20 protein-coding genes are annotated in these 23,770 nt (G+C 68.3%); 14 read left to right on the forward strand and 6 right to left on the reverse strand.

From position 1 onward, the window contains the following. Positions 1 to 21: 21 nt before the first annotated feature. A complete protein-coding gene (locus tag H7J86_RS00915) occupies positions 22 to 3,015 on the forward strand; it encodes a serine/threonine-protein kinase (protein ID WP_267288784.1) in 2,994 nt (997 codons plus the stop codon). Here H7J86_RS00915 and H7J86_RS00920 read toward each other — a convergent pair. After that, positions 3,012 to 3,626, reverse strand: coding sequence for an FHA domain-containing protein (locus H7J86_RS00920; protein WP_267288786.1), 615 nt, complete (start codon positions 3,624 to 3,626; stop codon positions 3,012 to 3,014). The two genes, H7J86_RS00915 and H7J86_RS00920, sit on opposite strands and share 4 nt — an antisense overlap. Before the next feature lie 117 nt (positions 3,627 to 3,743). Between H7J86_RS00920 and H7J86_RS00925 the strand changes: the two genes are divergently transcribed. From H7J86_RS00925 to H7J86_RS00950, 6 genes are all read left to right on the forward strand, one after another. After that, positions 3,744 to 3,899 carry a hypothetical protein gene (locus tag H7J86_RS00925; protein ID WP_187095908.1) on the forward strand — a complete coding sequence of 52 codons (156 nt, stop codon included), beginning with the start codon at positions 3,744 to 3,746 and terminating at the stop codon, positions 3,897 to 3,899. 114 nt (positions 3,900 to 4,013) lie between these two features. Further along, complete coding sequence (locus tag H7J86_RS00930) at positions 4,014 to 4,475, forward strand: hypothetical protein (RefSeq protein ID WP_090364274.1); 462 nt, start codon at positions 4,014 to 4,016, stop codon at positions 4,473 to 4,475. Beyond that, positions 4,472 to 6,622, forward strand: coding sequence for a peptidase domain-containing ABC transporter (locus H7J86_RS00935; RefSeq protein ID WP_267288788.1), 2,151 nt, complete (start codon positions 4,472 to 4,474; stop codon positions 6,620 to 6,622). The genes H7J86_RS00930 and H7J86_RS00935 overlap by 4 nt, the downstream gene beginning before the upstream one ends. A 12-nt stretch (positions 6,623 to 6,634) precedes the next feature. Continuing rightward, positions 6,635 to 9,766 (forward strand): lantibiotic dehydratase, encoded by a 3,132-nt coding sequence (locus H7J86_RS00940; RefSeq protein WP_267288789.1) that lies wholly within the window; start codon positions 6,635 to 6,637, stop codon positions 9,764 to 9,766. A 47-nt stretch (positions 9,767 to 9,813) separates the two neighbouring features. After that, positions 9,814 to 9,981 carry a hypothetical protein gene (locus H7J86_RS00945; RefSeq protein WP_170847506.1) on the forward strand — a complete coding sequence of 56 codons (168 nt, stop codon included), beginning with the start codon at positions 9,814 to 9,816 and terminating at the stop codon, positions 9,979 to 9,981. 166 nt (positions 9,982 to 10,147) lie between these two features. Continuing rightward, positions 10,148 to 10,906: an RNA polymerase sigma factor gene (locus tag H7J86_RS00950; protein WP_090364269.1), complete on the forward strand. Its 759-nt coding sequence runs from the start codon at positions 10,148 to 10,150 to the stop codon at positions 10,904 to 10,906. A 15-nt stretch (positions 10,907 to 10,921) separates the two neighbouring features. Here H7J86_RS00950 and H7J86_RS00955 read toward each other — a convergent pair whose 3' ends face one another. From H7J86_RS00955 to H7J86_RS00965, 3 genes are read right to left on the reverse strand one after another with little or no spacing between them, the layout of a single operon-like run. Further along, positions 10,922 to 12,340 carry an alpha/beta hydrolase gene (locus H7J86_RS00955; protein ID WP_372517199.1) on the reverse strand — a complete coding sequence of 473 codons (1,419 nt, stop codon included), beginning with the start codon at positions 12,338 to 12,340 and terminating at the stop codon, positions 10,922 to 10,924. Positions 12,341 to 12,398: 58 nt separating this feature from the next. Beyond that, a complete protein-coding gene (gene lysX, locus H7J86_RS00960; protein WP_267288791.1) occupies positions 12,399 to 15,710 on the reverse strand; it encodes a bifunctional lysylphosphatidylglycerol synthetase/lysine--tRNA ligase LysX in 3,312 nt (1,103 codons plus the stop codon). A gap of 45 nt (positions 15,711 to 15,755) precedes the next feature. Next, complete coding sequence (locus H7J86_RS00965; RefSeq protein WP_090364266.1) at positions 15,756 to 16,124, reverse strand: DUF1844 domain-containing protein; 369 nt, start codon at positions 16,122 to 16,124, stop codon at positions 15,756 to 15,758. 286 nt (positions 16,125 to 16,410) lie between these two features. Here H7J86_RS00965 and infC point away from each other — a divergent pair, with 286 nt between their 5' ends. The 6 genes from infC (at position 16,411) to H7J86_RS00995 (ending at position 20,308) form a co-directional block, all read left to right on the forward strand. Then, complete coding sequence (gene infC, locus H7J86_RS00970; protein ID WP_090364339.1) at positions 16,411 to 17,034, forward strand: translation initiation factor IF-3; 624 nt, start codon at positions 16,411 to 16,413, stop codon at positions 17,032 to 17,034. 25 nt (positions 17,035 to 17,059) lie between these two features. After that, positions 17,060 to 17,254 (forward strand): 50S ribosomal protein L35, encoded by a 195-nt coding sequence (gene rpmI, locus H7J86_RS00975; RefSeq protein WP_090364265.1) that lies wholly within the window; start codon positions 17,060 to 17,062, stop codon positions 17,252 to 17,254. Positions 17,255 to 17,302: 48 nt separating this feature from the next. Next, the gene (rplT, locus tag H7J86_RS00980) at positions 17,303 to 17,692 is read left to right on the forward strand and encodes a 50S ribosomal protein L20 (protein WP_090364263.1); all 390 of its coding nucleotides are present in this window, start codon (positions 17,303 to 17,305) and stop codon (positions 17,690 to 17,692) included. Positions 17,693 to 17,703: 11 nt separating this feature from the next. Further along, on the forward strand, positions 17,704 to 18,483 hold the full coding sequence (locus H7J86_RS00985; protein WP_170847505.1) for a TrmH family RNA methyltransferase: 780 nt from the start codon (positions 17,704 to 17,706) through the stop codon (positions 18,481 to 18,483). A gap of 107 nt (positions 18,484 to 18,590) precedes the next feature. Beyond that, positions 18,591 to 19,322, forward strand: a complete 732-nt coding sequence (locus tag H7J86_RS00990) for an AraC family transcriptional regulator (protein WP_267288793.1) — start codon at positions 18,591 to 18,593, stop codon at positions 19,320 to 19,322. Between the two features lie 71 nt (positions 19,323 to 19,393). Further along, positions 19,394 to 20,308: a sterol desaturase family protein gene (locus tag H7J86_RS00995; RefSeq protein WP_170847504.1), complete on the forward strand. Its 915-nt coding sequence runs from the start codon at positions 19,394 to 19,396 to the stop codon at positions 20,306 to 20,308. Between the two features lie 14 nt (positions 20,309 to 20,322). Here the strand turns inward: H7J86_RS00995 and H7J86_RS01000 are convergent, their stop codons facing one another. Continuing rightward, a complete protein-coding gene (locus H7J86_RS01000) occupies positions 20,323 to 21,570 on the reverse strand; it encodes an acyl-CoA dehydrogenase family protein (RefSeq protein WP_267288795.1) in 1,248 nt (415 codons plus the stop codon). Positions 21,571 to 21,574: 4 nt separating this feature from the next. Next, the gene (locus H7J86_RS01005) at positions 21,575 to 22,651 is read right to left on the reverse strand and encodes an oxygenase MpaB family protein (protein WP_267288797.1); all 1,077 of its coding nucleotides are present in this window, start codon (positions 22,649 to 22,651) and stop codon (positions 21,575 to 21,577) included. 207 nt (positions 22,652 to 22,858) lie between these two features. Here H7J86_RS01005 and H7J86_RS01010 point away from each other — a divergent pair, with 207 nt between their 5' ends. Beyond that, positions 22,859 to 23,761: an adenylate/guanylate cyclase domain-containing protein gene (locus H7J86_RS01010; RefSeq protein WP_372517200.1), complete on the forward strand. Its 903-nt coding sequence runs from the start codon at positions 22,859 to 22,861 to the stop codon at positions 23,759 to 23,761. Positions 23,762 to 23,770: the final 9 nt, after the last annotated feature.

Consider the following 23,770-nt stretch of genomic DNA (forward strand, 5'->3'; position numbering starts at 1 on the left):
GAGGGAAGGCAAAAGCCGAGGATGGCTGGAGATGGCGTGGGTGGTCCACCCTCGGCGCAGTCGAGAATCGTCGCCGAGCTGACCGATGCCGGATTCGCTGACGCAGTGGAGGTCGGTCGCGGCGGCGCAGGCGTGGTCTACCGCTGTTTCCAGACGTCGCTGCGCCGAAGCGTGGCCGTCAAGGTGCTGGCGTCCGATCTCAACGAGGACAACCAGGAACGCTTCCTGCGCGAGGGCTATGCGATGGGCGGCCTGTCCGGGCATCCGAACATCATGAACATCCTCCAGGTCGGGGTGACCGAGAGCAGCAGACCCTACATCGTCATGCCGTACTACTCGGGCGGGTCCTTCGCCGAGCGGCTGCGACGGTCCGGGCGCATCGGATGGCCCGACGCCCTGCGCGTCGGGGTGAAATTGGCCGGGGCACTGGAAACCGCGCACCGGGCGTCCACGTTGCACCGAGATATCAAGCCCGGCAACGTGCTCGTCAACGAATACGGCGAACCCCAATTGAGCGACTTCGGGATCGCGCGGATCGCGGGTGGTTACGAAACCTCGACGGGATTCTTCACCGGCACCATCGCGTTCACCGCGCCCGAGGTGCTCGCGGGCGCACCGCCGACCGTGCAGTCCGACGTCTACTCGCTCGGGGCCACGCTGTACGCGCTCATCGCCGGCACCGCCGCCCACGAACGCAAACAGGGCGAAGAGGTGGTCGCCCATTTCCTGCGGATCAGTTCGACGCCGGTCCCGGACTTACGGCTGCAAGGTATTCCGGCTGCCGTGTGCGCCGCGATCGAGAAGGCGATGTCCCTCGAAGCCGCCGACCGGTACGCGTCGGCCGCGGAATTGGGCCAGGCACTGCAGGCGGTCCAACACCAGAACGGGTTGATCGCCGATTCGATGGCGCTGAACGAGACCCACGATGAGCCGGCACCGCCCACCGACGAGACCGCAGCGACGCCGCTGCGCGCGGGATTCACCGACTCGGTCCCTCCCATCTCGTTGCCGGCGGTCTCCCCGCCTGTGTTTCTCCCGCCCAGTACCCCACCCGTGTCTCTCCCGCCCCTCACCCCACCCGTGCCGCCCCCGGGATCCGAGGACCCGACCCGCAACATCGGTGCGCGCGGCAACCGCAAGGGGCTGCTGCTCGCGGCCGCGGCGATTCTCGGGATCGTCGTGCTCGTCGCCGGCGGGATCTTCTTGATCGGCGCTCGGGACAAGGGCAGCGCCACCGGCACCGGCACCACGAGCCCGGCCCGGCCGACCCCCCAAGCGCAGGGCGGCTGGGAACAGCTGACCAACGCCCGGGTCGCGCGCGCCGCGGCCGCCACCACCGAGGCCGACGGCACCATCTGGATCTTCGGCGGCGTCGGGGCCGACAACCGCGTCACCGGACGGCACGAGGGCTATGACCCCATCATCGACGGCTGGAAGGGCAGCGACGACCTACCGGTTCCCGTGCAGCACGCGATGGCCGTCACCTGGCAGGGCACACCGGTGGTCCTCGGGGGCTACCGGACCGAAGGCGCGGACACCGCGATCGCGACCAACCGGGTGTGGCGGGTGGTCAACGGCCGGTGGGTGGAGCTGCCGCCCCTGCTACAGCCGCGTGCGGCGGGCGCCGCCGCCGTGGTCGGCGACCGCATCGTGGTGACGGGCGGGGTCGACGCTGCGGGCCGATTGATCACCGGCACAGAGGTTTTCGACGGGACGGCCTGGACCCGGGCCGCTCCGATGCCGACGTCACGGCAATTGTTGAGTGCCGCGTCGGATGACTCGGTGGTGTATGCCGTCGGCGGCACCGACGGCACCGCCGACCTCGCGACGGTCGAGGCATTCGACCCGGCCGCCAATACATGGACCGCGTTGCCGCCACTCCCGCAGCCCCGCAGCGACCTGGGCGTCACTGTCGCCGACGCACGGCTGGTGGCGGTCGGTGGTACGTCCGGCGGGCAGGTTCTCGACAGCGTCGCCGCGCTGGATCTCACCACGCAGACGTGGGCGGGGTTGCCGGGGATGGGCACCGCTCGGCACGGCATGGCCGTCGCCGCGATCGGTGACAAGGTGTACGCGATCGGCGGTTCGACAGGTCCGGGTGACACCGAGGTGACGTCCTCCGCGGAGGCGCTGACCCTGATGGCCCGGCAAACCCAACCGAAACTGTGGCGGACGCTGCCAGATGCGCCGTCGGCGAGGTTGATGATGGCGTCGACGGTGCTCGACGGAAAGGTCTGGATCATCGGGGGCATCCGGCACGGCGCCACCCTGGACACCGTGGAAACCTATGATCCGCAGACCGGCCAGTGGCAGACCCAGCCGTCGCTGCCGATACCCCTGCACCATGCGACCGCGGCCACCTACCGCGGTCAGGTGGTCGTGATCGGGGGCGCCAGTGACGAGATCGGGCACGCATCCAACCGGGTGTTCGCGTTCACCGGGGGAAGCTGGTCGGAGCTCCCGGCACTTCAGCACGCGCGGGCCGGCGCGGCCGCCGCCGTCGTCGGTGAGCGGCTCGTGGTGGTCGGCGGCCAGAGCGCAAAGCAGCTCGTCCCCGCGACGGAGGTGTACGACGGGCAGTCCTGGAGCCAGGCCGCCGACCTGCCGACGCCGCGCGAACACCTCGCCGCGGTGTCCGACGGGACCTACGTCTACACCGTCGGCGGGAGGTTCCTGTCCGCCGACAAGAATTCGGCCGCGTTCGAGCGGTTCGACCCGGCGTCCGGGGATTGGGTTCGCCTGGTGGATATGCCGACGCCGCGGGGAAGCTACGGCGCCGTCTACCTGGACGGCCGGATCGTCGTCGTAGGCGGGGAGGAGCCCACGCAGGTGCTGGGCACCGTCGAGATGTACGACACCGCCGACGGGAAATGGAGCACCGTCAAACCCATGCCGACACCGCGGCACGCCCAGGCCGTGGTCGCGGTGGGCGAGACCGTGTACTGCATCGGTGGCGCGAACCGCCCGGCCCACGAAGGTGCCGTCGCGACGATCGAGGCCCTCGACTTCGCTTAGACCTGGCCGCGGAGCATGGCGAGGGTGACCGCGCCACGCCGCAACGCCTCATTGGCCAACCGGACGCGACGGTCACCATCGGCGGGGACCGCGAACTTGTCGTAGAGGTTCTGCAGGTGCTGCTTGACGGCCGCCTCGGTGACCACGAGCTCGGTGGCCAGCCGGCGGACCGAGGCGGGCTCCGGGAACGGGTCACCGGACACCAGCGGCCGGCACAACGCGAGCACGACGTCGAGTTCGCGCGGCGTCAGGCGGGGCGCCTGCGCAACCGGCTCGGCGGACACCGTCGCATCGGCGAGTGCGGTGTCACCCGTACTTCTGCTGTCCCAGAACACCAATCGGGAGTTGCCGACCCGGACCTCGTCGCCCGAGCGCAGCACGCGTTCGTGGCCGATCTTCTCACCGTTGACGAACGTCCCGTTCCGGCTGCCGACATCGCGCAGCGACCAGGCCGATCCGAGATTCTCCAGCACCGCGTGCAACCGCGAGACCGTCTGGTCGTGGGCGAGCGCCACCAGATTCGTCGGGGCCTTGCCGATTGTCACCCGTTCGTCGGCCAACGGGATCAGCTCCCGTCCGGACGGTGTCCAGACCTCCAGGTGCGACGACATGCCGGAATCCTATGCAGAACGGCCGTCGACCCGGCAAAACCGTCCCCAGCGGCGTCGGCGTGCCTCCTTGTCTGTAGACGGACCACGAGGGTCCGCTCACCGAAAGGACACCAATCCATGGATGACGAGCACCGCGATCTGGAGCTGCGCCGCCACAGCATCCGCACCCTGACCACCACCGAACTGAGCCTCGTCAACGGCGGCAGAGGCAACCAGGGCAGCAGCCCCACCTCTGGTCCGACCGACCGGACCCACCCGACCATGACGAGATGAGCGCCCCGTCACCGACACCTGTCGGCGACGGGGCGTTCGGCGTGAAAAGCGTCACCAACCGTCGCCTTCACCGCTCGTACAGGCAGCCAAGTCGATGAGCACGGAGGTGGGGACATGGCCGGTGTAGGTGACGGCGGTGACGAAGCGGTCCAGCACGAGTCGGTATTCCGGGCGCAATGGCGGGAGCGCCATTGCGAATCGGGCCGTCCCGGTGACCTGATCGCGCAGCCCGGGTGGATCGACAGCGGGTTGTGGACCCTGGGCCTGCTTGTCGCGGCGGGCGTTCTTGCGGCGGCGAGTGGGACGGTCGCCCGGACGGCGACGTTGCCCGCCGTCGCCCACGGCACCTGGGTGTCGGCCATCCGGTCCGGCGAGCCCGCCCCCCGGGTGGGCGACACCGCACAGTTCCGGGATTCGTCGGGCGGCACGCGAACCGCGGTCGTGGTCGAGGTGACCGCGACCGAGGTGCGTGCCGACCTGAACCGATCCGTCGACGCCGACGTATCGCCGGGCCGGCTCGAGATGCCGGCCGGCCGGCAACCGCTGATCACCGTGCTGCTGCCGAGGTTCTGGTGAAACGGCGCGGACGGGCGATCCCGTTCATCGCGCAGGCCGAGATGGCCGACTGCGGCGCCGCGGCGCTGGCGATGGCTCTGGGCTATCACGGTCGGCACGTCTCGCTGACCGAGATGCATGAGGCCACCGGCACCGGCCGTGACGGTATCGACGCATTGCGGCTGGCCGAGGCGGCATCCTCGTATGGGCTGCGCGCCCGCGGGGTGGCCACCGAGCTCGACGATCTGAAGTTCCTGCCACGGGGCACGATACTGCATTGGGGTGCAGCACATTTCGTTGTCCTGCACTCGGCGACGCGGCGCGGGGTGACCATCGTCGATCCCGCGGCCGGCCGCTACCGGCTGACCTGGTCGGCCGTCGGCGGTCTGTACAGCGGCGTCGCGGTCATGCTGGAGCCCACCACCGACTTCAGCGCGGGTGGACGCGCCGCGGCCGGGGCATGGCATCATGCGCGGCGGCTGCTGGGCCGCTCCAGTGGGATCGGGCGGGTGCTGGCCACCTCGGTGGTGGTGCGGGTGATGGCGCTGGCCGTGCCGATCCTGACCGGTGTGGTGGTCGATCAGGTGGTGCCCGGCGACGACGGGCATCTGCTGAAGGTGCTCGCGGCGGTGATGGCCGCCCTGATCGGCTATTCGGTGCTGGCCACCTACCTGCGCGCACATCTGTTGCTGCGACTGCGCAGCCGGCTCGACGTGTCGATGACGCTCGACTTCCTGGAACACCTCGTTGACCTGCCTTACGGGTTCTTCCTGAAACGTTCGTCGGGTGATCTGATGATGCGGCTGCGCAGCAACGCGACCGTCCGCGAGATCCTGACGACCGGCACCATCGCCGCACTTCTGGACGGCACGCTGGCCACCCTCTATCTCGCGGTGATCTTCGTGTTGTCGCCAGCGCTCGGCGTGCTGGTCACCGTGCTGGGGGCCGCCCAGGTAGCCGTGCTGCTCGCGGCCCGGCGCCGCAACCAGCACCTCATGGGTGAGGCACTGGCCACCGAAGCCCGGTCGCAGTCCTATGCCTACGAGATGTTCTCGGCGGTCGAGACCCTCAAGGCCGCCGGGGCGGAACGGCGCGCCGTGTCGCACTGGACCAACCACTTCGTCGACGAACTGAACGTGTCATTGCGGCGCGGCCGGCTGGAAGCTGCGGTGCAGACCGCGATCCACGGGCTGGCGCTACTGTCGCCGATCGCGGTGCTGCTGGTCGGTGCGCACCTGGTGGGCGCCGGTGCCCTGACACTCGGCTCGATGCTCGCGCTGGCCGCGCTGGCCACGGGTTTCCTTGAGCCACTGGGCATTCTGGTGGCGACCGCCTTGCAGGTGCAGCTGCTCGGAAGCTACCTGGCCCGCCTCGACGACGTCTTCGACACCCCGACCGAGACCCAGGGGCGCGAACTGCGGCACGCCCCGGCCCTCGTCGGTGCGGTGCGCGCCGAAGGACTCACCTTCCGGTATCACCCCCAGGGCCCGCCCATCGTGGACAGCGTCCACCTCGCCGTCGCGCCGGGCCAGGTGCTGGCCATCGTCGGACGGTCCGGTTCGGGCAAGTCGACACTGGGCAGGCTGCTTCTCGGGCTGTATCAACCCTCCGGCGGCAGAGTGGTCCTCGACGGTCTGGACCTGGACACCCTGCACCCGCGCAGCGTGCGCTCGCAGGTCGGAGTGGTGACCCAGGACCCGTACATCTTCGGGTTGTCGATCCGCGAGAACCTGGTGCTCGGAGATCCGAGCCTGACGCTGGACAGGCTGGAGCTCGCCGCCGAGTTGGCCGGGATCGCCGACGACATCCGCGCGATGCCGATGGGATGGGACACCCCGCTGGTCGACGCCGGTGCGTCGCTGTCCGGCGGCCAACGACAGCGCCTCGCGCTGGCACGAGCACTGGCCCCACAGCCGCGCATCCTGCTGCTCGACGAGGCCACCAGCAGTCTCGACACCGTCACCGAGGCGACCGTGCACGCCAACATCGCGCGGATGGGCTGCACCGTCATCGTCATCGCCCACCGCCTCGCCACCGTCATCGATGCCGACCAGATCGTCGTGATGGATTCCGGCCGGATCGTCGAATCGGGCGACCACCACAGCCTCATGGCCACTGACGGCCACTACGCACATCTCGTCGCCGGTCAATTGGTCTGCGACGCCTAGGAGTTGATCGACATGACCCGCACAGCAACCACGGCAGCCCTTCGCCCGAGCGGCTTCTTCGTGATGCGCGCACCCCTGCTGCCACTGGAGGAGTTGGACCGGCTGCGCACCGAACCCGGCTACTGGCGCACGCTGATCGAGCGCCCCGAGGTGCGCGAGGCACTGCATCTGGCCTCACCGGGACTCATGCGCCGGGTGGCCGACGGTGATCCCGATGACCGGGTGATCGCCTCCGTGACCGCCTATCTCGCGCGCATGTGCACCCGGTCGACCCCCTTCGGACTGTTCGCCGGATGTGCGCTGGGCACCGTCGGCGACGCGACGTCACTGGCGGTCGACGGTCCCGACGGCATCACCCGGCACACTCGCCCGGACACCGAGGTGTTGGCGACCCTGGTCGAACGGCTCCTCGCGGACCCGGCGACCCAGCAGGCGATGACCGTGGAACCCAACTCCAGCCGCTACCACGCCGCGGGGTCGCTGCGCCTGATCGAGAGCCGGGTGCGCGACGGCCGGCGGGCCCACCACCTGGTCGCCATCGAGGATGATGCGCCGTTGCGCTGCGCTCTGGAGGTCGCCACGGGAGGTGCCCGGGTGGCCGCGGTGGTCGACGCCGTCGCCGCACATACCGGAGCCGCACCGGCGCAGGCCCGCGATTACGTCGCGGCGCTCATCGACGCCAAGGTGCTGACACCGGTGGCCGAGCCGGCCGTGACCGGAGCCGAGCCGCTCGGACACGTGCTGTCCTGGCTCGGCGATGCTGATTTCGCGCCGACCGCCGATGCGCTGCATCGGGTGTCCGATGAGCTGGCCCGTCTCGACGCCGCAGGTATCGGGAACGCGCCCGAGGAGTACGCGGTGGTGACCGCCGAGCTGTTGCGGCTGGCCGGAGACGGCGACGAGGCCCGGGTGGTGCAGGTCGATCTGCACCGCAACGGCGCGGGATTGACGCTGGGGCCCGAGGTGATTCGGCTGCTCACCGACGGGGTGGCGCTGTTGCACCGGGTGTCCGCCGGCGGTGAGCATCCGGCGATGGCGCGGTTCAAGACCGAGTTCGCGGCGCGCTATGAGGACCGTGAGGTGCCACTGATGGAGGCGCTCGACGAGGAGATGGGAATCGGGTTCGACCGGTCGATGCACCCGGCGGCCGACGACTCGCCGCTGCTGAGGGGGATGGACCTCGGCGGCGTGGCCGTCGACGGGGTGTTCACGGCGCGCGACGCCGCACTGCTCGACCTGCTGATGCGCAGCCGCGAGAGTGGTTCGGCCAGTCTGGAACTCGACGCCGCTGCGGTCGAGCGCCTGGCCGGCGGCGTGCCCCTGCCGCTGCCGGACGCGCTGGCGGTCAACGCTCGTGTGCTCGAGGACGGCGTCGAGATCGACTGTGCTTACGGACCTTCCGGCGCCGAGCTGCTCGGCCGGTTCTGCCACGGCGACCCCCGCCTGCACGGGGCGGTGCGCGCCCATCTGCGCGCCGAGGAGGGCCACTCGCCCGGTGTGGTGTTCGCCGAGATCATCCACCTGCCGGAAGGGCGGGTCGGCAATGTGCTGGCCCGCCCCGTGCTGCGTGACCACGAGCTGATCCTGCTGGGCCGCTCGGGTGCACCCGCCGATCATCAACTCACCGTCGACGAGCTCACGGTGCGGCTGGAGGCAGGTCGGGTCGTGCTGCACAGCCCGCGTCTGCAGGCCGAGGTCCGGCCGCGGCTGACCACCGCCCACAACCCCGCCTGGCGCGGGTTCGGGGTGTACCGGTTCCTCGCGGCGCTCGCCGGAGATGGTGTGGCCGGTCACCTGGCGTGGGAGTGGGGTGCGCTGTCCGGCTCGCCGGCACTGCCGAGGGTCACATCCGGGCGGCTGGTACTGGCCCGGGCCCGATGGCGGTTTTCGGCCGACGAGATCGCCCGGGTGACGGGGCGGGACGCGGCATCCGGATGGGCGGACCTGAGCCGCCGGCGTGGGCTGCCTCGTGAGCTTCTCATCGTCGACGGCGACAACCGCCTCTACGTCGACACCGCCAGTGCCGCCCTGGTGGCGGCAGCCGCAAAGGTGTTGAAGGGGCGCGACACCGCGGTGATCGAGGAGGTCCTCGGTACCGATGGGCGGGTCGCGGCCGGGCCTGCGGGACGCTTCGCTCACGAGGTGATCGTGCCGTTCCTCCGGGCCGGCGCAGCCGATCCTGGGCCGTCGGCCACGCAGTCGGGGCGGAAGGCGCCCACGGTGCAGCGCACGTTCGCGCCGGGAAGCCAGTGGCTTTATCTCAAGGCATATACCGGGACCGCCTCCGCGGACCGGATCCTCACCGGCACGGTGGGTCCGGTGCTGCGCGGACTGCGGCAGGCCGGCACCGTCGACAGCTGGTTCTTCCTCCGCTACGCCGACCCCGAACACCACCTGCGCCTGCGCCTGCACGGCGATCCCGTCGCCTTGCGGGATCATGCGCTGCCCGCGCTGACCGACGCCTTGGCGCCCCGCCTCGGTGACGGCACGGTGTGGAAGGTGGTGCTGGATACCTATCACCGCGAAACCGAGCGCTACGGCGGCGATCACGGTATCGAACTGGCCGAGCGGATCCACGCCGCCGACAGCGAGGCGGTGGTGCGTGCGCTGGGACTGCTCGACGGGGTATCGGGTGAGGAGGCCGCTGATATCGGGTGGAAGCTGTGCCTGTACGCCACCGACCGGCTGCTCACCGACGCCGGCTTCGACCTGCCGCAGCGGCGCGACTGGGCCAGGGCCGGCGCGGCCGGCTACCGACCCGAGTACCCGAACGCGCCCTACCTCGACCCGGGCATCGGATCACGTTGGCGTACAGAACGTTCCGATCTCGCACGGCTGCTCGACGACGGATCCGACCATCCTTACGAGGCGGCCCGCCGGATCTTCCGTGAGCGGTCCTTGGCGCTCGTGCCGTTGTTCGCCGAGCTTCGGCATCGCGCCGACTGCGGTGCACTCACGACACCGTTCGAGGATGTCGTGCACAGTGTCAGCCACCTCAACGCCGTCCGGTTGTTGCGGTCGGCGGCGCGCACCCACGAGTTGGTCTTGCTGAACTTCCTGGATCGGCATTACGCCAGCCGAATCGCGATGCAGCGCAACGAAAAAAGTGTCTCCCCGAGAGCCGCTACGCCCTCTTACATGTGAGCGAGGCCCACGGGGGCCACGACATCGAGAAACAACAAGGAGAGAACATGAGCATCAACACCGACAAGCTCGCCCTGCGTCGCCAGAGCATCCGCGCCCTGACCGCGGCCGAGCTGCGCATCGCCCAGGGCGGCCGCGGGAACGGCACCGGCACCGGCAACGGCACCGGGACGGGCACCGGCAACGGAACGGGCACCGGTACCCACACCAAGTAGCACCGCGCACCCCACCGCCCCCGCCCCATGACTCCGGTCATGGGGCGGGGGTCGTTTCTGCCCACCACCGCCCTTGCCTGACGGCTAGGAAAACCTTCCCGATGTGCAGGGGAGTCTGGCTTCGCGGCGATTCAGAAGCCTCGACGAAAACCAGACGATATGAGCCATGACAACGAACACCGCACCCCCGCAGCGCAGCGTCATCGGTGACGCCGAACTCGCCATCGCGGCAGCCAACGGCGACCAGGCCGCCCTGACGGCCATCTACCACCGCTACGCCCGACGGCTCCAGGATTACTGTGCCGGCATGGTCCGCGACCACCATGCCGCCGCGGACTGCGTGCAGGATGTCTTCTGCACGGTGGCCGTCGAACTGCCCAAGCTGCGGGAACCCGACAAGCTGCGGCCCTGGCTGTACGCGATCGCCCGCCGCGCCGCGCTGCGTGCCCTGCGTGAACGCCGCCGCGAGTCGGCCGTCGGCGAGGTTCCCGACAGTGCGGCGACGGGCCCGGGACCGTTCACCACGACCGCCCGCAACGAGCTTGCCGAGCTGATCACCCAGGTGTCCGACGGCCTGTGCGAGCGCGACCGCCGCGTGCTGGACCTCGCGTACCGGCAGGGTTTGAGTGGTCCGGACCTCGCCCAGGCCCTCGGCGTGACCAACGAGTCGGCCAAGAAACTGCTGCAGCGGCTGCGCGACACCGTCGAGCGCTCGCTGGGTGCCCTGCTGGTGGCCCGGCACGCGGACCAGCACGGCTGCCCGCAGCTGTCGCAGACGCTGGCCGGAACCGGCGGCCAGTTCACCGTGCTGGTGCGCAAACGCATTGCGCGCCATATCGAGTCGTGCGAGAGCTGCGGTGCCTACCGCCACAGCATCGTCAACTCCGCGGCGATCCTGCGCGGCGCCATCCTCGACAAGCGCTGACCGATCGGCGGGCTGCTACTGACCGGCGGCCTGTAGGGTCGGTGGCCCCGAGCGGGGGAGCGGGACGCGTGGCACCCCCGGCGTGCCGATCTGGCCGGCCAGCCAGGGCAGGGCAGTCTCGAAGGCGCGCGCGGCGAACGGCCAGTCGTGCTTGCCCGGCTGGATGATCACCGCGCAGTCGATTCCGTTGGTGGACCCCAGCCCGCACAACGACTGGGCGGCCAGCGCCTGGTCGCTGGGGCGCGACGCCTGGTTGCCGGGGGGCGAGCCCGCGTCGTTGACGGCGAACCAGCCGGCGATACCGGAGTACCGGCCGTGCCGGTTCATCACCGCGCTGGGGTCGAAGGACGCGTACTGCGCGATGTTTCCACCGAACAGCCGGTCGATGGTCTGCGCCTTGGTGCCCGAATTAGGGCTGATATCACCGGCGATGTCCTCGAACACCGAGAACATGTCCGGATGCATCACCGTCAGGTCGACGGCGCAGGTGCCGCCCATCGACCAGCCCACCGAACCCCAATTGGCCGGGCTCGCGCTCACCCCGAACTTCGCGAGCATGGCAGGCACCACATCTTTGGTGAGATGGTCGGCGGCCTTGCCGCGGCGCCCGTTCACACATTCGGTGTCGTTGTTGAAGGCACCGCCGGAGTCGACGAACACGAGCACCGGCGCGTTGCCGTCGTGCGCGGCGGCGAACCGGTCGACCACCCGGATGGCGTCGCCGGCGCGCAGCCAGTCCGCCGGCGTGTTGAACTCGCCGCCGATCATCATCAGGGTGGGCAACTTCGGCGGCGGGTTGGACGCGTACCAGGCCGGCGGCAGGTAGACGAGTTCGCCGCGATGCTTGAACCCCGAGCCGGCGTCGCCGGTGTCGATCGGCACCACGGTGCCGTTGGCGGGGATGACGCGATCGTGCTGCATCGCGGTGACCGTCGCCATATCGGTCTGGTCCGGCAGTGGGCCCTCGGTCAGTTGACTCCAGGCCGTCTGCATCGTCGGGAAATAGCCGACCCACAAGTTCAGCGACAGGGCCGCGCACAGGGCGCACAGGGGGAGGGCCAGCGCGGTGGTGCCCCGACGCCACCAACTGGTGCGCCGCCAGCCGGTCACCAGGACGGCGGCGACGAAACCGATCAGGCCCACCCAGATCCACAAGGCGTGCGGGGCGGGGTCACCGGCCAGCCCCTGGCTGCCGATGTACCAGTGCACGACGGTAGCCAACGCGATCCCGACCACCAGTGACACCGGTAGTCCCAGCCGATGCCAGCGACTGCTGCGCCAGCCCACGGCGGCGATGACGACGACCGCCGCGAGTAGTTGGGCTAGCACCGGAAGCCAGCCGTGCATCAGCGAAATACGGTGCAGGATCGAATCATTCGCATCGGCCAGAAGATGTGCGGCGGCCAGCGGAGTTCCGGTCGTCGAAGGTGTCACGCCTCCATCGTGGACGGAGATCCTGGGTGATGGCTGTGAGTCTCCGCCCGTGCTCGGTTCAGCGCGGTTTTGCCAGCGGGAAGGGCAGCGTCTCGCGGATGCTGCGCCCGGTGATCAGCATGACCACCCGATCCACACCCATTCCGAGCCCGCCTGTGGGCGGCATGGCGTACTCCATCGCTTGCAGGAAGTCCTCGTCCAGTTCCATGGCCTCGGGGTCACCCCCGGCGGCCAACATCGACTGTTCCTGCAGTCGGCGGCGCTGCTCGACGGGATCGGTGAGCTCGCTGTAGGCGGTGCCCAACTCCACACCCCAGGCCACCAGATCCCAGCGTTCGGCCACGCCGGCGATGCTGCGATGCGGACGCGTCAGCGGGGAAACCGAGGTGGGGAAGTCCTTGTAGAAGGTGGGCTGCTCGGTCTGGCCCTCGACGAGACGTTCATAGAGCTCGAGCACCACCGCGCCCGCATCCCAGTGCTTCAGATACGGCACGCCCTCGCCGTCGCACAACTCGCGCAGCCGGGGCAGGCCGGTGTCCGGCCCGATCTGTTCGCCGAGCGCCTCGGACACGGCGCCGTGCACCGTCTTCACCGGCCATTCACCGGAGATGTCGACCGGCTCCAGCCGGCCGTCCGGACCGGGCCGCATCACCACCTGGGCGCCGTTGGCTGCCTGTGCCGCATTCTGGATGAGCTCCCGGCAGCCGTCGATCCAGACGTTGTAGTCCGCATGCGCCTGGTAGGCCTCCAGCAGCGTGAATTCCGGGTTGTGGCTGAAGTCCACGCCCTCGTTGCGGAAGGCGCGGCCCAACTCGAAGACCCGCTCGACACCGCCGACGCAGAGCTTCTTGAGATACAGCTCCGGAGCGATCCGTAGGTAGAGGTCGAGGTCGTAGGCGTTGATATGGGTCTGGAACGGGCGGGCGTTGGCGCCGCCGTGGATCTGCTGCAGGATCGGGGTCTCGACTTCCAGGAAGCCCTTGCCGACCAGGGTTTCGCGGATGGCGTGCAGGATCGCGCTGCGCGCGGTGATCAGGTCGCGGGCGTCGGTGTTGATCGCCAGGTCGACGTAGCGGCTGCGCACCCGGGCCTCCGGGTCGGTGAGGCCCTTCCACTTGTCGGGCAGTGGCCGCAGGCATTTGCCGATCAGCCGCCAGTCGGTGACCAGCAGCGACTGGGTGCCGTTGCGGCTGCGCCCCATGGTGCCGGTTACCTCGACGAGATCGCCGAGGTCGATCGACGCGTCGAAGTCCAGGCCGTTCTGTGTCAGCTGCGCCCCGTCGAGCAACAACTGAACCTCGCCGGACCAGTCCCGCAGCACCGCGAACAGCACCCCGCCGTAGTCGCGGATCCGCAGGATGCGGCCGGCAACGGTGACGGTGGCGGCGGGGTCGGTGATCTCGAGCGCGGCCGCGACGGTGTGGCTCGGCGGTTGCCCCACCGGATAGGCATCCACACCGTGGTCCCGCAGGGTCTTCAGCTTGGCCATCCGGACCCGTACCTGGTCGGGCAACCGGTGCTCGTCCTCGGCGGCGGGCAGGTCGGCGCGCAGCCCGCTGACGTCCGGGGTGGTGCCGTCCTGATGCAGGAGTCCGCTGTCCAGCAGCCGTTGCGGGGCGGCGATGTGCTCACCGGTATGGGGCTTGCGCCGGGAGAACGGCAGCACCAGGAAGCCCTCGGCGATCACCGAGGCGACGCCGACGCGGGGGATCAGGCGGGCATCTTCGTAGCAGGCGAACCGGGGCACCCACTCGGGCTGGTACTTCATGTTGGAGCGGTACAGCGTCTCCAGCTGCCACCAGCGGGAGAAGAACACCAGCAGGGCGCGCCACAGCCGGGCGATCGGGCCGGCACCGAGCTGGGCGCCTTGTTCGAACGCGGATCGGAACATCGCGAAGTTCAGCGAAATCCGGCTGATACCAAGATCTTCGGCCTGCAGGCAGAGCTCGCTGACCATCAGTTCGATGGTGCCGTTGGGGGACTGCGGCGAGCGGCGCATCACGTCCAACGAGACGCCGTTGCTGCCCCACGGAACCAGGGACAGCAGCGCGACCACCTCGTCGTCGGCGCTGACTGCCTCGACCAGCAGACAGTCGTTGTCGGCCGGGTCGCCGAGGCGGCCCAGCGCCATCGAGAAGCCGCGCTCGGTCTCGGTGTCGCGCCACTGATCGGCGCGCTTGATGACCTGGGCCATCTCCTCGACCGACAGATCGCGGTGGCGACGGATCCGGACCGTCAGACCGGCCCGGCGGGCCCGGGTGACCGCCTGGCGCACCGGCTTCATATCGGGACCGGACAGCTTGAACCCGTCGGGGTAGAGGATCGCCTCGTCGCCGAGCTCCAGTGCGTTCAGGCCGGCTTCCCGGAAGGCCTGTGCACCTGCGGCGCTGGCACCCATGACCCCGGGCGCCCAACCGTAGGTCTCGCACAGGTGCAGCCACGCCTCGATGGCGGCCGGCCAGGCCCGCGGGTCGCCGACCGGGTCACCGCTGGCCAGGCATACGCCCACCTCTACCCGGTAGGTGATCGCGGCCCGTCCGTTGGGGGCGAACACCACGGACTTGTCGCGGCGGGTGGCGAAATAGCCCAGCGAGTCGTTCTTGCCGAACAGTTCGAGCAGCCCGCGGATCGCGGATTCGTCCTCACCGGTCAGTGCGTTGGTGGCGCGCTGGGATGCGAACAGCACGATCGCGGCGACCACCAGCGCCACCGCGCCGAACAAACCGAGCAGAGCGTTGACCAGGCCGTGCGGGTGGCCGGTGAAGGCGTCGGCGTCCGCGCCCGCGAACGCACTCACCCGGTTGAGTGCGTACCAGGGGCGATCGGCCTGGGCCAGGGAACCGGGGAAAAACTCCAACAGCCCCCAGCCGATGAGGGTGCCCACGGCCATCCCGGCGACCAGCGTCGCGGCCGCCTTCAGCAGCGCCCCGCGGCGGACCTTCGCCCAGAACTGCGGGCGCGCCAGCACCAGTGCCCCGATGGCGGCCAGGTGGAACACCAGGCCGATGATCTCGCCGAGTTCTTCGGCGACCGACTCCTCGCCGCTGGCGAGATCGCCGAGGTTCCAGCCGACCGCGGCGACCATGTAGAGCACCAGGATCCACCAGGCGATCCGTTTGCGGGCAGCCAGCGCGGCGGCCAGCAGTGCCAGCACGACGGCCCAGGCGAAGCTGGTGTCGGGGAAGTTGAAGATGTAGTCGTTGACGAACTCCCGCGGCACCCGGATCAACAATCGCACCAGCGGCGAGACACTGGCGAGCAGTGACAGCGTGGCGATGATGCCGACGATCCAGCCCGCGACGGCGGGCACCCACGTAAATCTGGACCGACGGCCGGTTCTCGACGGCTGCCGGGCGATTGTCGAGGTCATAGGCGGCGAGGATATTCCTTTGAACAATGAATTTCGTGTGAGTGGCTACCAGACCGGGCCGGTATATTTTTCGCCAGGCCCTTTACCGGGTTCTTCGGGATCCACGCTGGCTTCCCGGAAGGCCAACTGGAGGCTCTTCAATCCGTCGCGCAACGGGCCGGCGTGCAGTCCGAGATACTCCGCGGAGGCGGTCACCAGACCGGCGAGAGCGGTGATCAGACGGCGGGCTTCGTCCAGGTCGCGGTGCGGGCTGTCGTCGGGATCCGGGTCGGCCAGACCCAGCTTCTCGGCGGCCGCGCTCATCAGCATCACGGCGGAGCGGGTGATGACCTCGACAGCGGGGATCTCGGCGAGCTCACGCACAGACGACTCCGCGGGGGCGTCGCTGCTGGGTGGTATCTGATCATCCGTCATGCCTGATAGACTGTCACGATCGACCGTCCCGGCGAACGCCAGGGACAGCAAGTGGAGTCCCGCTCCCACCGCAGACCTTAACGGTCCCGCGGTCCGGTCGCAGGCATCTGCGGATGCCCTGTACTGCGTTTTGCGCAGGCGGCGTAAGCCGTGATCGGTCGGCATCGGGCCCTGCTATATGCAGGGCCTTTCTGTTCGCCAGAGCAGAAATGCCGATGGTGTGGTGCCCCCTGCTGGCCCGTCGTTTCCCTACGGTCGTGGACTAGCAGACAACGTAGGAGGCCCCATCAGCACTGAGACCCGCATCAACGAGCGCATCCGCGTACCTGAAGTCCGCCTGATCGGACCGGGTGGAGAGCAGGTAGGCATCGTGCGCATCGAAGATGCGCTCCGCGTCGCCGTCGACGCCGATCTCGACCTTGTCGAAGTAGCTCCTGACGCCAAACCCCCGGTTTGCAAGATCATGGACTACGGCAAGTTCAAGTATGAGACGGCACTCAAGGAGCGCGAGTCTCGCAAGAACCAGCAGCAGACCGTCGTCAAGGAACAGAAGCTGCGGCCGAAGATCGACGATCACGACTACCAGACGAAGAAGGGCCACGTGGTCCGCTTCCTGGAAGCCGGCTCCAAGGTCAAGGTCACGATCATGTTCCGCGGCCGCGAGCAGTCCCGTCCCGAACTGGGTTACCGACTGCTGCAGCGCCTGGGCGCCGACGTCGCCGACTACGGCTTCGTCGAGACCTCGGCCAAGCAGGATGGCCGCAACATGACGATGGTGCTGGCGCCGCACCGCGGCGCGAAGACTCGCGCCAAGGCGGCCCATGACGCAGATGCGCCACCTGCTCAGCGAGGCAACGCAGCCGCCGCCGCCGAGCCGCCCGTCGAGAACCAAGAACCACCGACCACCTGATCCACGAGAAAACCAGAGGACACCAATGCCCAAGGCCAAGACCCACAGCGGCGCTTCCAAGCGTTTCCGTAAGACCGGGACCGGCAAGATCGTGCGCCAGAAGGCCGGCAAGCGCCACCTGCTGGAGCACAAGGCCAGCAAGCGCACCCGTCGTCTCGACGGCCGTGCAGTGGTCGCCCCCGCCGATGCGAGCCGTATCAACAAGCTGCTGAACGGCTAACAGCCGCTTCACTTTTCGACTTCCCCCCGCAAGAATAGGAACACTCACATGGCACGCGTGAAGCGCGCACTCAATGCCCAGAAGAAGCGGCGCACAGTTCTCAAGGCGTCGAAGGGTTACCGCGGCCAGCGTTCGCGGCTCTACCGCAAGGCCAAGGAACAGCAGCTGCACTCCTTGACCTATGCCTACCGCGACCGTCGCGCCCGCAAGGGTGAGTTCCGCAAGCTGTGGATCTCGCGTATCAACGCCGCGGCCCGCGCCAACGGCATCACCTACAACCGCCTGATCCAGGGCCTCAAGGCCGCTGGTGTCGAGGTGGACCGCAAGAACCTCGCCGAGATCGCCGTCAGCGACGCGGCCGCGTTCACCGCCCTGGTCGAGGTCGCCAAGGCCGCACTGCCCGAGGATGTCAACGCACCCTCCGGCGAAGCCGCCTGAGGCTTCGCTGAATGAGTGGCGCAGCCACGCCGCTCACCGAACGCTCCAACCGGGTGGCTGCAGCGATCAAGCTGCAGCGTCCCGCGGGACGTCGCCACGCCGCACGTTTCCTCGCCGAGGGGTCCAACCTCGTCGAGGCCGCGTTGCGGCGTGGTCTCGTTGAGGAGGTTTTCGCCACCGCGGATGCCCTCGCCCGATTCAGCGATCTGCTTGCCGGGGCGCCCGTCTTCGAGGTCACCGATCGCGCCGCGAAAGCCTTGTCGGACACCGTCACCCCGGTGGGGCTGGTCGCGGTGTGCCGGCTGCCCGACACGACGCTCGTGCAGGTGCTCTCCGGTGCGCCGCGTCTGGTGGCGGTAGCCGTCGAGACCTCCGAGCCCGGCAATGCCGGCACCCTGATCCGGTTGGCCGATGCGATGGGCGCCGACGCGGTGATCCTGGCCGGCAACTCGGTGGACCCCTACAACGGGAAGTGCCTGCGGTCTTCCGCGGGCAGTATCTTCGGGGTGCCGGTGGTGCAGGCTCCCGATACGGGGGCGCTCATCACCGCGCTTCGGGATGCGGGCCTGCAGGTGCTCGCGACCACGTTGGATGGTGAAACACCCTTGCCCGCAGCTGAATTGACCACTCCTACAGCGTGGCTGTTCGGTTCCGAGGCGCACGGGCTGGCTCCCGAGGTCGCCGCCGCGGCGGATCATCGGGTGACGATCCCGATGCAGGGCAGCGCCGAGAGCCTCAACATCGCGGCGGCCGCGGCGATCTGTCTGTATCAGAGTTCGCAAGCGCGCTAGCTGTTGCGGGACTTGACGTTGGTCGCGAGGTGCTGCGGTCGGCGCGGCGATTGTGAGAGCGTCTGGTAATGGACGCTGAGGGGAACGGAGTGGCTCCCTGGTCAGGCGTGTTGGCAGTCGCCGACGGCGCCTTGTGCTACGTCGGTGCGCTGTCAGATGCCCACGGTCATCATCACGTCGCGACCCAATTCGTGCGCGCTTGGGCGGGTAGCTTCGAATTGGCCGATGGCCACAACAACCGGGTGGTGACATCGGCCGCGATCATTCCGTCCGGGTGCGACCATTCCATCCGCATTCTGAAGCCGGTCGTGAGTGGAGTCCTGGTCTTCGTCGACCCGGCAAGTCCGGTCGCGTCTCACGTGGCAAAACTCGTTCGCAGTAGCGACGACGCGGGGCAGTGGGCCGAGGCGGGGCAGGCGCTCAGTTGGGTGGAACCGTTGATGCTTGACCCGGCGTCGATTCTTCGGGGGATCACCGATGCGCAGCGCCAGGACGACCGACCAGGACGGGAGGCTTGGCACCCAAGCGTGCGCAAGGCAGTCGAGCTGGTGCCGGAACTTCTGCCTGAACGTGTCGATCTGTCCACGATCGCCCGCGCCGTCGCGCTCTCGCCGAGTCGACTGAGTCGTTTGTTCAACGACCAAGTGGGTCAGTCTTTTCCCACATATGTGCGATGGGTACGGCTGCGGCTTGCCGTAGAAGCATTACAGCGGGGCCTGTCGCTGACCGATGCCGCCCACGCGGCCGGCTTCACCGACAGTGCCCACGCCAACCGGGTCTGTCATGAGATGTTCGGGTTGTCTCCGACTCAAGCGAGCCGCAACCTGGTGTGGGCCTAGCGTCGGCGACTTGATGATGACGACGAATCTGTACAAGCCACGAAGCGCCGGTGTGCGCGACGGTGGTCGGCATGGTGAAGAACGTGATCCGATACGGCTATGTGCCGTTCATGTTGGTCGGGATCGACGGCGCCGCGGTCTATTTGGCTGCCCACGGCGTCTCAGAGCTGTGGCTGATCAGCCTGATCTTGACAGCAGTTGCCTGCTCGTTCGCAGCCGAGCGAATCTTGCCCTATCGCGATGAATGGAATATCGGGCTCGATGACGCGGGTCGCGACGCCGCCCACGCTATCGTCAATGAAACGTCCATCTTGGCCAGCGTCGCCGTCATTCCCCTGCTGTCCGCGATTACGCCCTTCCACCGGTGGTGGCCCGGCTCGTTGCCGTTCGTCATACAGGTGCTCCTGGCCGTCATGGTTGCCGATTTCGGCATTACCACCATCCACCTGGCCAGCCACAAGGTCGGATGGTTGTGGCGATTGCACGCCGTGCACCACAGCATTCGTCGGTTCTACGGCCTCAATGGCCTGATGAAGCATCCGCTGCACCAGGCGGTCGAGATGATGGGCGGGGTTCTACCGCTGATCATCTTGGGGATCCCCGTACACGTTGCCGCGGTGCTCGCGGTCTGCGTTGCCGTGCAACTGCTCCTTCAGCATGCCAACGTCGACTACCGCGTCGGAACACTCCGCTCAGTACTGGCCCTCAACGAAGGCCACCGGTTTCACCATCTCAAGTGGGCCGGTGTCGGCGACGTCAACTTCGGACTGTTCACCCTGGTCTGGGACCACCTCTACCGAACGTATTCGTATGACCCGCAGCGCCGGTTCACCACCGACGATCTCGGCATGGCTGCCAAGCCCCACTATCCGACCGCCTATGTGCGACAACTCGTCGAACCGTTCACCACTCGCGGCGCGTGCAATTTCGTCGACACCGATACCGGTGGTCTTCACGCCGAACCCAAGCTCGCCAGAGATAATTGACCGACCGTGACGGGCTAGCTGTCGCGCAGCAGCCCCTTGGCCACATGCGTGATCTGTACCTCGTTGCTCCCGGCGTAGATCATCAGCGATTTCGCGTCACGGGCCAGCTGCTCGACGCGGTACTCGGTCATGTAGCCGTTACCGCCGAACAGCTGCACGGCCTCCATCGCGACATCGGTGGCGGCCTGCGAGCAGTACCACTTGATGGCCGACGCCTCGGACAGAGAGATCGGGGAACCCTTTTGGGCCGACTCGATCACCCGGAACAGCATGTTGCGCACATTCATCCGCGCAACTTCCATATTCGCCAGCTTCAACTGGATCAGCTGGAACTGGGAGATCTCCTTGCCCCACAGCACCCGGTTCTTGGCGTAGTCCACCGACAGTCGCAGACACTCCTCGATGATGCCCAGTGACATCGCGGCCACCCCGATGCGTTCGGCCGAGAAACTGGACCGTGCGCTGTCCCGGCCCTGATCGGTGCCGTCGCCGCTTCCCTCCGTCTCGCCCAACAGGCGGTCCCGGCCCAGCCGGACGTTGTTGAAGAACAGCTCGCCGGTGCGGGAGCTGTGAATTCCCATCTTGCGGAACGGCTTCGACTGCACGAAGCCGTCCATGCCGCGATCCAGCACGAAGGTGAGCACCTTGCGGTCACGCTTGGAGATACCAGGCTCGTCCAGCTTGGCGTACACCACCACGACATCGGCGTCAGGTCCGTTGGTGATGAAGGTCTTCTGCCCGTTGAGCACATACCCGTCACCGTCACGGGTCACATAGGACTTCATGCCGCCGAACGCATCCGAGCCGGAATCGGGTTCGGTGATGGCCCACGCGCCGATCTTCTCGTAGGTCACCAGGCCCGGCAGCCACCGTTCCTGTTGAGCCAGCGTGCCCCGACTCTGGATGGTGGGCACGGTCAGTCCCAGGCTGACACCCATTCCGGTCACCAGACCCATGGACACCCGGCACAATTCGCTGATCAGGACGAACCCCATGCCGGCCTGTTCGGGCCCGCCGCCGAACATGCCACCCGAGGACTTGGTTTCCCGGGCAGGGGAGCCGTCCCGCAACCGCGACAGCCTGCGCTCCAGGGCCTCCCTGGCCATCGTGTCGATTCCGAAGGTGGCGAACAGCTTCCGGACGATGGGGTAGGGCTCCAGCTCGCCGTCTTCGAGGGCGTCGATATGAGGCCGGATCTCCTTGTCGACGAACTCGCGCACCGCATCGCGCACAGCGATATCGACGTCAGACCATTCCAGCATCGTGTCAGGCAACCTTTCGTCGGGAGCCCGCGGGCTTCCTGGGTGAGCGAAGTGAGGGGAGACGGCTGAGTCCCGTCAGTGAGAAGGTGGCGTGGACCAGCGATCCGGCACGGTCGAGCAGCGACGTGTGCGGCGGCTGGTAGTGCATGGGCAGGCCGCGACGGTCCCGGGGCGGTGCCATGAACGCCGGTGCCTCCACCAGCGGAGCGTCGTCGGGCACCTTGCCCGAGGCGCGGCGGTAGGCGGCCAGCGCCCGGGGATGCAGCCGGATCTCGTCGGGCACCGCAACGAAGGCCAACTCGACCATCTTGCCCAGCAGGCGCAGCACCACCTCGTCACCCGGTGTCCAGCGCATGCCGGCCTTCTCCCGCAGTGCCGGGTCGAACAGCCCGGCCGCGACCCAGCGTTGGGCACCGACCATCGGTTTGAACAACTGGTCCCAGACCGGCGTGGGCATCAGGACGAACCACGGCTTGGGAATGCGGATGGTGAAGATGTCCAGCGTGGCGCGGTTGATCTCCAGTTCCTCACGGCACTTGTGATCCCAGTACGCGCAGAAGTCCTCCCAGGTGGCCGGGACGGGCCGCATGCTCATCCCGTACATCCGGTACCACTGCACGTGCTCATCGAAGAGCTGGTGCTTCTCCGCCTCGGTCAGCCCACCGCAGAAATACTCCGCGGTCTTGACGATGAGCATGAAGAAGGTGGCGTGGGCCCAATAGAAGGTCTCCGGGTTCAGCGCGTGATAGCGCCGGCCGTTGGCGTCCACGCCTTTGATGTCGTGGTGGAAGCTCTTGATCTGCTCGCCGGTCTGCGCGGCGCGGTCGCCGTCGTAGACCACGCCCATGATCGGATACACCGACCGCGCCACCCGCTGCAGGGGCTCGCGCAGCAGAATCGAGTGGTCTTCCACGCCCGCGCCGAGTTCGGGATACATGTTCTGGATGGAGCCGATCCACACCCCGAGCAGCCCGGTGCGCAGATCGCCGAAGTACTTCCAGGTCAGTGAATCGGGGCCCAGCGGCACGGTGGCCGTAGGAGCTGGATCCTCCGTGCCGGCATGAGACTGTGCTGTGGTCATGGCGTCCTCGCTGACGAAACCCCACCGTTGTCCCGCCACCATAATCTTGACAACGGGTGTTGTCTATGTGCCGGACGGTGTGGTGCGCGGCCGTGACGTGATGGCGATCTTGCTGCCATGAAGCCGTGACCTGGTGCTTTCCGTGTGTGAGCAAGGTCGTGTCGCAGCATGATTGCCGCTACCGGCGGTGCCACCTATCGTGGCGCTGTGGATGCTGAACCGTTGGACGGACCGTCCGGCGGCATCGAAGCGGTCGATTTTCCGACACCGGTGGGCGCGCTGGGCGGCCCGCTGGAATGGCTCAAGGGCACCAACCACCACCCTGGTGTGATCGCGCTGATCAAGCGGATGCGCCGGGCGCTGCCCGGCGATCCCGATTTCGGTGATCCGCTCTCGGCTGCCGGTGTCGGCGGCCCGCGAGCCGCGGCCCGGGCCGCGGACCGTCTGCTGGAGCGCGACGCCGCCTCCCGGGAGGTCAGCCTCGGCGCGCTGCAGGTGTGGCAGGCACTCACCGAACGTGTCTCGGGGCGGCCCGCCTATCGCGAGGTCACGCTGGTCTTCACCGACCTCGTCGGCTTCTCGGACTGGTCGCTGCGTGCCGGTGACGATGCCACGCTGCGGCTGCTGCGCCGCGTCACCTCCGTGGTGGAGCCCCCGCTGCTGGCTGCAGGCGGGCATATCGTGAAACGGATGGGCGACGGCGCCATGGTGGTGTTCCGGAACCCGGTGCCCGCGGTGCGGGCCGTGTTGACCGCCCTGGATGCGGCCGGCAGCGTCGAGGTGGACGGGTACACGCCGACGATGCGGGCCGGTATCCACACCGGCCGCCCGCAGCGCATCGGCTCGGACTGGCTGGGGGTGGACGTCAACATCGCCTCCCGGGTGATGGAGCGGGCCACCAAGGGCGGGCTGGTGGTGTCCCAGTCGACCCTGGACGGCATCTCCGACGAGGACTTCGAAGCCATGCGGCTGTCTGCCAAGCGCGTGCGCAAGCCACTGTTCGCCGCGAGGCCGAGCGGGGTGCCGGAGGATTTGCAGATGTACTGGGTGCGGTCCCGCGCCGCAGGCCCGGGCGAGGACTCCGAAGACGATGCCGCGGCGGGCGGGTAGCCCATGCCG

This window comes from Mycobacterium hackensackense, from assembly GCF_025822555.1.
In the GTDB taxonomy this organism is placed as follows: domain Bacteria; phylum Actinomycetota; class Actinomycetes; order Mycobacteriales; family Mycobacteriaceae; genus Mycobacterium; species Mycobacterium fluoranthenivorans.